Origin of the sequence: Vandammella animalimorsus (genome assembly GCF_002288875.1) — a bacterium.
Taxonomy (GTDB): Bacteria; Pseudomonadota; Gammaproteobacteria; order Burkholderiales; family Burkholderiaceae_C; genus Lampropedia; species Lampropedia animalimorsus.
Window position 1 is genome coordinate 485904 of the sequence record NZ_NTBH01000001.1, and the last position, 13536, is coordinate 499439.

At 65.9% G+C, this 13536-nt stretch carries 10 protein-coding genes; 3 read left to right on the forward strand and 7 right to left on the reverse strand.

All coding sequences use genetic code 11. The features are described 5' to 3' along the window. Nucleotides 1–90: 90 nt before the first annotated feature. Entirely contained in the window at nt 91–1257 is a 1167-nt protein-coding gene (locus CLI93_RS02000; RefSeq protein ID WP_095995641.1) for a hypothetical protein, read from the forward strand. 125 nt (nt 1258–1382) lie between these two features. Here the strand turns inward: CLI93_RS02000 and glmM are convergent, their stop codons facing one another. From glmM to recQ, 5 genes are all read right to left on the reverse strand, one after another. Further along, nucleotides 1383–2714: a phosphoglucosamine mutase gene (glmM, locus tag CLI93_RS02005; RefSeq protein WP_095995642.1), complete on the reverse strand. Its 1332-nt coding sequence runs from the start codon at nt 2712–2714 to the stop codon at nt 1383–1385. A 149-nt stretch (nt 2715–2863) separates the two neighbouring features. Then, nucleotides 2864–3649: a dihydropteroate synthase gene (folP, locus tag CLI93_RS02010; RefSeq protein ID WP_238946612.1), complete on the reverse strand. Its 786-nt coding sequence runs from the start codon at nt 3647–3649 to the stop codon at nt 2864–2866. Nucleotides 3650–4043: 394 nt separating this feature from the next. Then, entirely contained in the window at nt 4044–4835 is a 792-nt protein-coding gene (locus CLI93_RS02015; protein ID WP_143326314.1) for a DUF6683 family protein, read from the reverse strand. 272 nt (nt 4836–5107) lie between these two features. Beyond that, the gene (gene ftsH, locus CLI93_RS02020) at nt 5108–7042 is read right to left on the reverse strand and encodes an ATP-dependent zinc metalloprotease FtsH (protein ID WP_095541306.1); all 1935 of its coding nucleotides are present in this window, start codon (nt 7040–7042) and stop codon (nt 5108–5110) included. 367 nt (nt 7043–7409) lie between these two features. Further along, nucleotides 7410–9299 (reverse strand): DNA helicase RecQ, encoded by a 1890-nt coding sequence (gene recQ, locus CLI93_RS02025; RefSeq protein WP_238945700.1) that lies wholly within the window; start codon nt 9297–9299, stop codon nt 7410–7412. Nucleotides 9300–9634: 335 nt separating this feature from the next. Here recQ and CLI93_RS02030 point away from each other — a divergent pair, with 335 nt between their 5' ends. Next, nucleotides 9635–10621 (forward strand): AEC family transporter, encoded by a 987-nt coding sequence (locus CLI93_RS02030; protein WP_095541305.1) that lies wholly within the window; start codon nt 9635–9637, stop codon nt 10619–10621. Between the two features lie 23 nt (nt 10622–10644). Continuing rightward, a complete protein-coding gene (locus CLI93_RS02035; RefSeq protein WP_095541304.1) occupies nt 10645–10941 on the forward strand; it encodes a hypothetical protein in 297 nt (98 codons plus the stop codon). Nucleotides 10942–11411: 470 nt separating this feature from the next. Here the strand turns inward: CLI93_RS02035 and CLI93_RS02040 are convergent, their stop codons facing one another. Both CLI93_RS02040 and CLI93_RS02045 read right to left on the reverse strand, forming a co-directional pair. Beyond that, complete coding sequence (locus tag CLI93_RS02040; RefSeq protein WP_143326313.1) at nt 11412–12005, reverse strand: hypothetical protein; 594 nt, start codon at nt 12003–12005, stop codon at nt 11412–11414. 47 nt (nt 12006–12052) lie between these two features. Beyond that, complete coding sequence (locus tag CLI93_RS02045; RefSeq protein WP_095541302.1) at nt 12053–13507, reverse strand: phosphomannomutase/phosphoglucomutase; 1455 nt, start codon at nt 13505–13507, stop codon at nt 12053–12055. Nucleotides 13508–13536: the final 29 nt, after the last annotated feature.

Below are 13536 nucleotides of genomic sequence, written 5' to 3' on the forward strand. Positions count from 1 at the left end.
GCTGGGCAACAATTGGCTTTGGCGGCCTTTAGCTGGGGCCTGTTCACATCACCATTGAAGAACACATCACCATTGAAGGAGTTTTCTCACATGCGCACCACATTGCTTTCCACCCTGATCGCTTCGGCCGTAGCGCTGCTGTGCGCCTGCGGCAGCGGCAGCGATCAGGGCCCCGGCCCTGGCGCCAATCCAGACCCTGGCAGCCAACAGCCGGGCACGCCCGATGCCGAGCTGATCACGGCCCAGCCACGGGCGCGGCTGGCGCTGCTGTGGGGCCCGCTGCGCCCGGTCAGCGACGCGGCCCGCGTGCAGCAAGCGGGCTGCGTGGATGGCCCAAGCGGCACGGAGGGCGGCCCGCTGCTGGGCCACACCCAGGCGCTGGCGCCGGCCCATGCCAGCGCCAGCGCCGCCTTGCTGACGCTGGAGCAAGGCTCCTGCGATCGGCAATGGCGCCTGCGGCGCCTGGATCTGGGCAACGGCCAGATGCACACCGTGTACACGGCGGCCCGGCCCGATTTTTCTGCGGCGCAGCCGCAGTCGCTGCTCTCGCCCAGCGCCGTGCTGGATCTGGGCCAGGGGCGCTACCTGATTGCCGATTCGGACATTTTCACCGGCGGGCTGGGCATCACCCGGCGCGACAAGCCCGGTTTTGGCAATGGCCTTTGGCTGCTGCACGCCAATGGCCAGCTGCAACAGTTGGCAGGCTTTGCCACGCCCAATCGGTCAGGCGCGCCAGGGCCGTTCCGGGATGGACAAGGGCCTGCGGCCAGTTTTTCATCGCTGACGGCGCTGTGCGCCTCGCACGAGCCGCAGCGCTTTTACGCGCTGGATGCCGGCGTGCTGCGCAGCATCGACCTCGATGGCCGAGTAACGACGCTGCGGCATGGGCCACAGGGCCGGCAGTTGCAGGGGCTGGTGTGCGGCGCGGCCGGGCGGGCGCTGGCCGCGCTGCGCCCGGACGGCGATGCGCCACAGCAGGTAACCGCCGTGGAGCTGCCCAGCGGGCAGCAATACAGCCTGCCCAGGGCAGACTTTGCGTGGCTGGTGGCGCTGGCTGGCAATGGGCGGGCCTGGCGGCGCGACCCCGATCAACCTGGCAGACTGCAGCTGTATGACCTGCAGCGCGCGCAGCCGATCGAAGGCACGACCGTGCATGCCCAGCACCCGCAACTGCAGGGCATGGCATTCGCCGCCGGCGACGGCCAGACGCTGTACTACGCGGGCCGGCAGGCCCTGCTGCGCGTGCAGGCCGATTGAACGAGCACTGCGGGCGCTGCGGGCACACGGCAACGCGCGCCGCAGACTGCGTGCATGCCAAGGCCCGCGCGCCTGTTCAAAACAAAAGCCCGCTCGCGCGGGCTTTTGTTTTGTTTTGAACAGGCTCAGTCCTGCAGCACGCTGGCCAGGCGCTCGGCCCAGTGTTGCGCCAGGGCCGGATCCTGGGCTTCGACCATCAGGCGCAGCACCGGCTCGGTGCCGCTAGGGCGCACCAGCAGGCGGCCCTGGCCTTGCAGCGCAGCCTCGGCTTCGCGCATGGCGTTTTGAAAGGCCGCGTGCTGTTGCCAGGAGTCACGGTCGGCCAGGCGCACGTTGATCATGGTCTGCGGGAACAGCTGCACGCCCTGCAGCGCCTGGGCCACGCTGTGGCCGCCGCGCACCACCTGCTGCAGCACCTGCAGCGCGCTGATGATGCCGTCGCCGGTGGTGTGCCGGTCCAGCGCCAGCAGGTGGCCGGAGCTTTCGCCGCCCAGCACCCAGCCATTGCGCTGCAAGGCCTCGATGACGTAGCGATCGCCGACCTTGGCGCGCTGCATCGGGATGCCCAGGCGGGCAAAGGCTTGCTCGATGGCCAGGTTGGTCATCAGCGTGCCGACCACGCCCTGCACCGGCTCGCCGGCCTCCAGCCGGGCGCGCGCCATCAGGTACAGCAGCTCATCGCCATTGAACAGCCGCCCAGTGGCGTCAACCAATTGCAGGCGGTCGGCATCGCCATCGAGCGCGATGCCGTAGTCGGCGCCGCTGGCGCGCACGCGCTCGATCAGCGCCTGCGGCGCGGTGGCGCCCACGTCCAGGTTGATGTTGAAGCCATCGGGCTCGGCCCCCATGGCGATGACTTCGGCACCCAGTTCGTGAAACACCTTGGGCGCGCACTGGTAGGCCGCGCCGTGGGCGGCATCGACCACCAGCTTCAGCCCCTTGAGGCTGAGCTCGGTGGGGAAGGTGCTCTTGCAGAACTCGATGTAGCGCCCGGCCGCGTCGGTCATGCGCCGCGCCTTGCCCAGCGCGGCCGAGGGGGCCCACTGCGGCGGCAGGGCCAGGCCGCGCTCGACCTCTTCCTCCCACTCATCGGGCAGCTTGCTGCCCTGGGCGCTGAAGAATTTGATGCCGTTGTCCTCGAAAGGGTTGTGGCTGGCGCTGATGACCACGCCCAGATCGGCGCGCACGGCGCGCGTCAGGTAGGCCACGGCCGGGGTCGGAATGGGGCCCAGCAGCACCACGTCCACGCCGGCGGAGTTGAAGCCCGACTCCAGCGCGCTTTCGAGCATGTAGCCAGAGATGCGCGTGTCCTTGCCGATGAGCACCGTCGCGGCGGCGTTGCCCGCCTTGAGCAGGCGGCCCACGGTGTGGCCCAGGTGCAGGATGAAATCGGGGGTGATGGGGCTGCGACCGACGGTGCCGCGAATGCCGTCGGTGCCGAAATACTGTTTGCTCATGCGCCGCTATTGTGGAGCAGGCTTTTGGCCTGCCAACGCCAGGCCAGAGGGCAGAAACCTTTGATTACGATTCTTGCCGCAAGCGCCCTGCCCTATTGCGCAGCGCAATTGCACAAGCCATCGCTCCGGCCCAGGCCTTGCCCCAGGTTTCAAGCCTGGCCCTGGGCCTGCATGGCCTGCCAGACCTTGAGCGCATCGGCGGTGGCGGCCACGTCGTGCACGCGCACGATGCGCGCGCCGCGCTCCACGGCCAGCAGCGCGGCGGCCACGCTGGCGGCCTGGCGCTGGCCCACATCGCGGCCAGTCACCGCGCCCAGCGAGGATTTGCGCGACCAGCCCGCCAGCAGTGGGTAGCCCAGTTGCAGCAGCTGCGGCTGCTGCGCCAGCAGCGCGAAGTTCTGCGCCACGGTCTTGCCAAAGCCAATGCCGGGGTCGAGCACGATGCGCTCGGCAGCCACGCCGGCCTGGCGCAGCGCCTGGGCGCGCCCGGCCAGAAAGCCCTGCACCGTGGCCACGGCATCGCCGGTCAGCGGCTCGCGCTGCATGGTTTCGGGCTCGCCGTGCATGTGCATCAGGCACACGCCGCAACGCGGGTGCTCGGCCACGGCCTGCAGCGCGCCGGGCTGGCGCAGCGCCCAGATGTCGTTGACGATGTCCGCGCCCAGCGCCAGCGCCGCGCGCATGACCTCGGGCTTGTAGGTATCGACCGAGATGGGCACGCCCAGGCGCACGGCCTCGGCCAGCACGGGCTGCAGGCGGCGCAGCTCCTCCTCCAGCGGCACGGCCGCGCTGCCCGGGCGCGAGGATTCGGCGCCGATGTCCAGAATGTCCGCGCCCTCCTCGATCAGCTGCTCGCAATGGCGCAGCGCGGCGCTGACGCTGGCATGCCGCCCGCCATCGGAAAAGGAATCGGGCGTGAGGTTGACGATGCCCATGAGCAGCGGGCGCTGCAGGCTCAGCGCGTGGCGGGCGGTCTGCCAGATGGCCGGCGCGCCGCGCTGGCCGCTGGCCTGATGCGCGGCCTGATTAGTGGCGTGATCGCTGGCCGGGGCGCAGGGCCGCGCAGGGCTGGGGGCGCTGTTGGGCACGGGTGGCATGGCTCCATGATGCGGCAGGGCCCCCATGTGGCGGTGGCCAAGCCATCGCCGGGGCGCCCCGCTCGGGAAAGTGAGGGAAGCAGGCCTGCGCAAGCCGCAGGCGGAATTCGTTCAGAAACTTTGAAAGGCCTTTTCCCCTACGGGAGAAGACCTGAAAAAAAGCGGAAAGAAACTGGGGGGTGGGCCAAAAAGGCATACAAGCCCTGCGCCTTGATTGCCCATCCCGCATTGCTTATTTCAATTCCAGCCCGTTTTTGGTGATGTGCATCAAATCGGGATCGATACCGCCGCTTTTCAGGCTTTGCCGCGCCAGTTTCGCCGCTTCGCTGCGGCCTTGCGGATCGTTTTCCAATTTTGCCTGCGCATAGATCTGCACAAACGTCATCCACAGCATGCCTTCGGCAGCGCGCTGTTTTTGTTCGTCATTCATCGCCAGCACGGTTTTATCCTCGCTCATCGCCGCGCGCAATTGCGTATATAGCCCGCTATTGAGCTTCTCTGTGCCTTCGTGCTGATGGATGGCTCCGTAATTGACGGCAAGCCAGAGCGTCATCGCGGTGGCAAGGCTGTCGGGGGGCAGGCCGTTTGCTTTGATCTGTTGGCGCATCAAATCCATCGCCCCCCAGTTGCGCATCGCGCGAATATCGGCAAGCGTTTGCGCATCTGCGCCGTTTTTCTGTGCATGGGCATGGAATTCATTGAGGAAATCTTCCATGACCGCCGCACTCACGGCCGCAGAGGGCTGATATTCATACGCCGAGGGGTTGAGTTTCGGCTTGGGCGCAACTTCTTTTTTGTTGCTGCCTTTGTCGCTGTTTTTTCCACTGCTGCGACTGCTGTAGCGCTGCGCCAGTTTTCGGTTGTAATCAACGGTTTGTTGATACATCCGTGCGCGCGACCAATCGGCGTAGCCGCCGCCAGGGTCTGACCACGAAAACGTTCCGCCGTAATAAGCAGCTGCCTGCCCAGCAAGCAACAGCCCGAGCGCAAGCCCGCCAATGCACCGAACAGCCTTGTTTTTCATCTTCACCTCCTGAAAACTCTCCTGAAAAAACGCCGCCGCATGATGCGGCTGGCAGCTTGCACTTCAGCTCGCAGCGCAACACCCCAAATGGGAATGGGTGCTGCGCTGGGGCTGGAGTTTAGGGCTTGTTGAAATTTGGTGTTGCGGCGGTGTTGTCGGTCAAAACTGTGCAACTGCCACATTGAAAAACGCTTGCAAGGCGCTCATGCCTTGCAAGCGTTTTCTCCTTGCGTCTGAATGGCTGTCTCAACAGCCCCCCTTAGACCCAGCTCTTAGGCCGCCGTCGGCGCCGGGTCGGAATCCACGGCTGCGCCGCCGCCGCCGCTGTTGTTGCCATTGCCGCCATCGACCGAGGGCTGCTTCTTGGGCACCCAGTCCTTGGGCGGTGTGGGCGGCTTGCCGGCCATGATTTCGTCGAGCTGTGCGGAGTCGATGGTCTCCCACTCCAGCAGGGCCTTGGCCATGGCGTGCATCTTGTCCTTGTTCTCCTCGATCAGGCGGCGCGCCAGCGCGTACTGCTCGTCGATGATGCGGCGCACCTCCTTGTCGACCTTTTGCATGGTCGCCTCGCTGACGTTGGTGGTCTTGGTCACCGAGCGGCCCAGGAAGACCTCGCCCTCGTTCTCGGCATAGACCATCGGGCCCAGCTCGTCGGACATGCCGTAGCGCGTGACCATATCGCGCGCCAGCTGCGTGGCCTTGTTGAAGTCGTCCGAGGCGCCGGTGGTCATCTGGTTCATGAACACTTCCTCGGCAATGCGGCCGCCAAACAGCATGGAGATGCGCGCCAGCGCCCATTCCTTGTCGTAACCGTAGCGGTCTTTCTCGGGCAGGGTGAAGGTCACGCCCAGGGCGCGGCCGCGCGGCACGATGGTGACTTTGTGCACCGGGTCGGACTTGGGCAGCAGGCGACCGATCAGCGCGTGGCCGGCCTCGTGGTAGGCGGTGTTCTTCAGCTCCTCGGGGTCCATCACGGCCGAGCGGCGCTCCGGGCCCATGAAGATCTTGTCCTTGGCGGCCTCGAAGTCCTGCATCTCCACCACGCGGGCATTGCGGCGCGCGGCCATCAGCGCGGCCTCGTTACAGAGGTTGGCCAGATCGGCGCCGGACATGCCAGGCGTGCCGCGCGCGATGACGTTGGCGTCCACATCCGCGCCCACGGGGATTTTGCGCATGTGCACGTTCAGGATTTGCTCGCGGCCTTTGACGTCTGGCAGGGAGACATACACCTGGCGGTCAAAACGCCCTGGGCGCAGCAGCGCCGAATCCAGGATGTCCGGACGGTTGGTGGCGGCCACCACGATCACGCCCAGGTTGGTCTCGAAGCCGTCCATCTCCACCAGCATCTGGTTGAGGGTTTGCTCGCGCTCGTCGTTGCCGCCGCCCAGGCCTGCGCCACGCTGGCGGCCCACGGCGTCGATCTCGTCGATGAAGATGATGCAGGGCGCGTTCTTCTTGGCGTTCTCGAACATGTCGCGCACGCGGGCCGCGCCCACGCCGACGAACATTTCCACGAAGTCCGAGCCGCTGATGGAGAAGAACGGCACCTTGGCCTCGCCAGCGATGGACTTGGCCAGCAGCGTCTTGCCGGTGCCCGGCGGGCCCACCAGCAGCAGGCCGCGCGGGATGCGACCGCCCAGGCGCTGGAACTTCTGCGGATCGCGCAGGAAGTCCACCACCTCCTTGACTTCTTCCTTGGCCTCGTCAGCGCCGGCCACGTCGGCAAAGGTCACGGTGTTGTTGCTCTCGTCGAGCATGCGCGCCTTGCTCTTGCCGAAGCTGAAGGCCCCGCCCTTGCCGCCACCTTGCATCTGGCGCATGAAGTAGATCCACACGCCGATCAGAATCAGCATCGGCCCCCAGCTGATGAGCAGCGAGCCCAGCAGCGAGCGCTGCTCGCGCTCCTTGAGGTTGAGCTTGACGTTGCTGTTGAGCAGATCGTCAAACAGGCCGCGGTCGGCCATGGAGCCGGTGGTGCGGATGCGCCGGTCGTCATTGCGGATGGCCAGGATGTCGAAGCTGCCCGTGCCCGTGTCCTGCACGTTCACCTCGCGCACCTCGCCGTTTTGCACGGCGGTGATGAAGTCGGAGTACGCCACCGACGTGGCCCCAGCGCCGGGGCCGCCATCAAAGCGTTTGAATACGGTAAACAAAACGACGAGCAGCACCAGCCACATCGCCACTTTGGAAATCCATTGATTGTTCAAGCCACTGCTCCTGAGTACTGAGTAATCGTGCCGCTGCCGCCATCGGGCCAGCCACCCAGGCCTGGCGGCGCTGATCGCCTGGGTCGGAAAAAGAGGTTGAGGAAAAACAAAAGGCGCGCTGCATCGCTCTGGGCGTGCCCCGCTCGCTGCCAACAGGCGCCAGGGCCAACTACTCTGCGTTGTGTCACAGCCATAGCCCATGTGCGGGGCATTCTATGCTTTTCAAGCCGCTCAGACAGGTGAAGGGTTACTGCGCCGCAGGGGGTATTGCAGGGCGGGTTTCAGGGCCTTTGAACCGACCTTCAACAGGGCTTCAACAGGCCTTGGAGCGCCCTGCCCCAGCGGGCTATGCATTGACTTGCCCGCCTCAACTGCTGGCGCACACGCGCAGCAGCTCTTGACCATAGGCATCGAGTTTCTTTTGCCCCACGCCGGAGATGGCGCTGAGCGCCTGCAGGCTGCGGGGGTTTTCGCTGGCAATGGCCAGCAAGGTGGCATCGGCAAAGACCACGAAGGCCGGCAGCTGGTGCTGCTGGGCGACTTCGCGCCGCCAGGCCTTGAGCGCCTCAAAGCGCTGTCGGCTGGCATCGTCCAGCGCGGCCAGGCGCTCCTGGCGGCTTTGGCGTGCGCTGCCGCTCTGCGCGCCCGGCGCGGCGCGGCGCACACCGCGCCGGGCCTCGCGCTCGATGCGGCGCAGCTGCAGCGGGCGCTGGCCGGCCAACACGCTGCGGGCCGCCGGGCCCAGGCGCAGGGTGTTGAAGGCCTGAGCATCGGCCACGATGGCGTCGATGGCAATCAGCTGCCGCACAACGCTGCCCCATTCGCGCTCGCCGATCTCCTGGCCAATGCCGAAGGTGCTCAGGCCCTGGTGGCCGTATTGCTCGACCTTGGGCGTGGCCTTGCCGCGCAGAATGTCGATCAGGTGCCCCGCGCCGAAGTGAATGCCGCTTTTTTGCTGCACGCGGTAGATGCAGCTGAGCAGCTTGCGCGCCGCGTCGGTGGCGTCCCAGGTGGCCGGCGGATTCAGGCAGTTGTCGCAATTGCCGCAGGGCTGGGCCTGCTCGCCAAAGTAAGCGAGCAGCCGCTGGCGGCGGCATTCGGTGGTCTCGGCCATGGCCAGCAGCGCATCGAGCTTGGCGCGCATGACCTGCCGGTAAGCCTCGCTGGCCGGGCTTTGCGGGTCGTCGATCATGCGCCGCTGGTTGACCACGTCGGCCAGGCCATAGGCCATCCAGGCATCGGCGGGCTCGCCGTCGCGCCCGGCGCGGCCCGTCTCCTGGTAGTAACCCTCGATGTTCTTGGGCATGTCCAGATGCGCCACGAAGCGCACGTCGGGCTTATCGATGCCCATGCCAAAGGCGATGGTGGCCACCATCACCAGCGCGTCCTCGCGCAGAAAGCGGTCCTGGTGGCGCTGGCGCACATCGGGCGGCAGGCCGGCGTGGTAGGGCAAGGCGTCGACGCCCTGCTCCAGCAGCCACTGGGCCGTGTCCTCAACCTTTTTGCGGCTTTGGCAATAGACGATGCCGGCATCGCCCTCGTGCTCGTCCTCGATGAAGCGCAGCAGCTGGCGGCGCGCATCGCTCTTTTCCACCACTTGGTAGAAGATGTTGGGGCGGTCGAAGCTGCTGATGAACTGCCGCGCCTGCTGCAACTGCAGGCGCTCAATGATGTCGGCGCGGGTGATGGCATCGGCCGTGGCCGTCAGCGCAATGCGCGGCACCGTGGGGTAGCGCTCGTGCAGCAGGCTGAGCTGGCGATACTCGGGGCGGAAGTCATGGCCCCACTGGCTCACGCAGTGCGCCTCGTCGATGGCAAACAGCGCCAGCTGGCCGCGTTGGTAAAGGCCATCGAGAAACTCCAGAAAGCCCGGCGTGGTGATGCGCTCGGGCGCCACGTACAGCAGGCAGGTCTGGCCGCGCCAGGCGCGCGCCTGCACGGCCTGGGCCTGGGAAAAATCCAGCGCCGAATGCAGGCCATCGGCGGCCACGCCCACCTCCTGCAGCGCGCGCACCTGGTCGTGCATCAGCGCAATCAGCGGCGAGACCACGATGCTCATTCCCTTGCCCTGCTCGCGCCGGGCAATCGCCGGAATCTGGTAGCACAGCGATTTGCCGCCGCCGGTGGGCATCAACACCAGCGCATCGCCACCGGCGATGACGGTGTCGATGATCTGGGCCTGCAGCCCGCGAAACTGCGGATAGCCAAACACCTGTTGCAGGATTTGCAGCGCCTGCGGGCAATCGGAACTGGACAAGGCTCAACCCCAAGCGGCACAGCCGAAAGGCCGCGCCCACATCAAAAAAGCCCGCCATTATGAAAGCATCGCGCCCAGCGCCGGGAACTGATGAGATAGCGCGATTGAGAGACGGTTTGCGAAGCAGTTGTTCAAGGGGAAACCGCAGCTGCCAGGTGCCAGGTGCCAGTGCGCCCAAGCTTGAGCGCCTTGCCAGCGTTTTCAACGCAGCAGCTGCGGGTTTCGACCGAGAACACCGCTGCAACACTCAGTCTCGACACCCTCTACACTTGCCGCCGCGCTTGGCGCAGCGCCCCGCTTGTGCCGCCCTGCCATCCATACCCCCGGTGCCTCGCGTGTCCTCCATCCTCGCCATCATCTTCCCCGTGTTCGGCCTGATCCTGGCCGGCTGGCTGTGCCGCCGCCTGCGGGTGCTGGGCCCGGCCGCCGCTGCCGAGCTGGGGCGCTTCGTGGTCTGGCTGGCCCTGCCAGCCATGCTGTTTCTCAGCATGGCCAAGGCCGACTGGCGCCAGCTGTACCAGCCGGCCTTCACGGCCACCTTCGCGCTGGCCGGCCTGGGCCTGTTTGCCGCTGTGGCCGCCGTGCAGCGTTGGCGCGGCCGCAGCCTGGCCGATGCCAGCGTCGATGCCCTCGCCGCGGCCTACCCCAACACCGGCTACATGGGCTTTCCGCTGACCTTTTTGCTCGCCGGCCAGGCCTCGCTGGTGCCCACCACCATTGCCACCATGCTGGTGGTGTGCGTGATGTTCGGCCTGGCCATCTTGCTGATCGAATACGCCCGCCTGCCCACCGGGCAGCGCCAGCCCTGGCTGCTGCTGCCACGCATCACCTGGTCGCTGCTGAAAAACCCCTTGATCGCCGCGCCGCTGGCCGGCGCCCTGTATGCCGCCACCGGCTGGCCGCTGCCGGCCAGCGGCGCGCAATTGCTGCAACTGCTCGCGGGCGCGGCCAGCCCCTGCGCGCTGGTCAGCCTGGGGCTGTTCCTGGCCAGCCCAGCCGCATCGGCCGGCAGCGCCGCGCCCCAGGCGCTGGGCGACAGGCAGGCCAGCGCCCTGGCCTGGCAGTTGACGGCCATCAAACTCCTGCTGCTGCCAATGCTGACCTGGGCGCTGGGCGCCTGGGTCTTCCAGCTGCCGGCCACGCCGCTGCTGCTGGCCGTGCTGCTGGCCGCCCTGCCCACCGGCACCGGCCCCTACATGCTGGCCGACCTGTACGGCCGCGACGGCAGCGTGACGGCGCGCACCGTGCTGTTTTCCACCATCGCCTCAGTGGCCACACTGGCCGCCCTGATCCATTGGATGGGGCCTGCGGCGGCGCAATAGGCCAAGAAGGGGGGCACCACACAATGGCTGTCAAACAAGTGCTGGCACCAGGCGTGGCTGTGGGCGATGTCGTGCTGCTGAAGAAAATCCCTGACTGGCTGGTCTCAGATTCCAGCCTGGAGGAATTCTTCCGATTCATGCGCTATATCGGGCGCAAATCGCTGGTCACGGACATCGACCCATACGGCTATTACTGGCTTGGCTTTGGCAGCACGCAGCAAAGGCCGGATGGGGCCATCTATACCGGCGACTCTTTCTGTTTGACGGACGATTGCATACAAAAATGCACCGACTTTGATTTCAATTGGCTTGAGCCATGACCAGAGACAACAATCCAATGCTGCCCCCTCCTGATACCCATCAAAGGTTCAAATATTTCACGCAGGCCACTGAGGAACAGCAAGGCGCTACTACCCACTGATTGACTGAGTCGATTTCAAACTTCGTTTTGAGATCGACTGGTTTTTTTTCTTAGCAGGCTGCTGAAATACTGCCGAAGATGGGCGAAAAACATCCAACAGATGCCCTCAGTTCCCCTTCGCCGACCATAAATCAACGATTTACGATGGCTTGAGGCGGCAAGTCTGGGGCTTTTCCGCCTGTCGATTCAGTATTTCAGCAGCCTGTTAGAGCCTGTTCAAAATCTCGGCGCGAATGGGCAAGAAGCGGTTTGGGATGGGCTGCAAGGCGCAAAACGCAGCCATAGCTGGGGCTATGGCGAGGCTTTGCAACGCAGCAGAGCGCCCAAATCCGCTCTCTTGACCGCCGTGCAAAGATTTTGAACAGGCTCTTACATGTTTTGACGACGCTGGGCGTCAAGAATGCTCCGAAAAACCTGCTGCACATTGGTTTTGATGTGCAGCTCTGGCGTGGCGGCGGCCCCGGGCCAGCCGAAGGGGAGCTGGATCAAGGCAGGGCTGCCCAAGGCGATGGTGCCGCTGCCGTCGGCACGCTCGGTTTGGGTGATGGGTGGCAATGTGCGCAAGGGGTGCGATTGCACTTTCTGACCATTGAAGCCGCTGACAACGAGGATGCGCTCGTTGGTCAGTGCGTAATGCGTATGCGCCCGCAGGCGGGCATCCCACCAAAAACGCCCGGCGATGAGGTACAGCCCAACGAGCACAAAGGGGATGCCCCAGAGTTTGAAGATCAGGGGCATATCCATGCTCAGGGCGTTGATCTCCCAAGCAATGGCAAAGCCGCCCCAAAGCAGGGAAAACGGAATCAGCACTGCGTCGGCGGGGCGCAGCATCAAGCCTTGACGAGGGCTGTCGTGCCACAGCACTTGCTCATCAGGAGCGAGCTGGCGCCGCAAAGCTTCAGGCAAGACTCCGGACGAAAGATCAGCGGCCTTGGAGGTAGAAGACGGATATCCATCGTGCATGGCTGCTCCTTTGGCGGAGAGTAGAGCCTCAAAGCCTGCGCCAAGCCTCAATGCCCTGCCCCGCCCACTTGCGCATCGGGCTTGACGCGGCGCAGCAGCGCCAGCATGTCGGCTTCGATGCGCGCCAGCGCCTCGGGCGTGTGGCCTTCAAAGCGCAGCACCAGCACGGGCGTGGTGTTGCTGGCGCGGATCAGGCCGAAGCCGTCGGGCCAGTCCACGCGCAGGCCGTCGATGGTGTTGACCTGCGCAGGGGCGCTGAAGGCATCGGCCGCCAGCGCTTGCAGTTCGGCGGCCAGGCGGTGCGACTCGCCTTCGGCGCAGGGCACGTTCAGCTCGGGCGTGCTGTGGCTGGTGGGCAAGGCGTTCAGCACGGCGCTGGGGTCGGGATAGCGGCTGAGGATTTCCAGCAGGCGCGCTGCGGCGTAGGTGCCGTCGTCAAAACCGTACCAGCGCTCCTTGAAAAAGATGTGGCCGCTCATCTCGCCGCCCAGCGGGGCATCGACTTCCTTCATCTTGGCCTTGACGAGCGAGTGGCCGGTCTTGTGCATCAGCGGCACGCCGCCCGCGGCCTCAATGGCAGGGGCCAGGCGCTGGCTGCATTTGACGTCGAACACGATGGTGCTGCCGGGCACGCGGGTGAGCACGTCCTGCGCGAACAGCATCATTTGCCGGTCGGGGAAGATGGTTTGCCCGTCCTTGGTGACGATGCCGAGGCGGTCCCCGTCGCCGTCGAAGGCCAGGCCCAGCTCGGCGTCGGTGTCTTGCAGGATGCGGATCACGTCGCGCAGGTTTTCGGGCTTGGAGGGGTCGGGGTGGTGGTTGGGAAAGCGCCCGTCCACCTCGGTGAACAGCTCGATCACCTCGCAGCCCAGGGCGCGCAGGATGCCAGGGGCCGATGCGCCGGCCACGCCGTTGCCGCAGTCCACCACCACTTTCATGGGGCGCGTCATCGTCTGCTTGATTTCGCACAGGCCCGCGCTGGCGCTTTGGCCGCTGGTTTGCACGGGGCGCGCCAGGCGCACGTCGCCCACGATGCGCTCGCGGTAAGCGGGCAGCACGTCCGCCTGGCGCATGCTGCCGCCCTCTTTCAATTGCCAGCTTTCTTCTTCGATGATGCGGCGCAGCGCCTGGATCTCATCGCCGTAAATGGCGCGGCCGGCCAGCACCATCTTGAAGCCGTTGTCGTCGCGCGGGTTGTGGCTGCCCGTGACCTGGATGCCGCTTTGGCACAAGGTGCTGGCGGCGAAGTACAGCATGGGCGTGGTGCACTGGCCGATGTCGATCACCTCGATGCCCACCGCCACCAGCCCGCGCATCAATGCTGCGGCCAGCGCCGGGCCGGAGAGCCGCCCGTCACGCCCCACGGCCACGGTGCGCTGCCCCTCGGCCAACGCGCGCGTGCCAAAGGCGCGGCCCAGCGCTTCGGCCAGGGCTTCGTTGATGGTCACGGGCGTGGTGCCGCGGATGTCGTAGGCTTTGAAAACACTGGGGGCGACTTGCACAGGCGGGCTCCGTTATGCGGTTCTTCAAT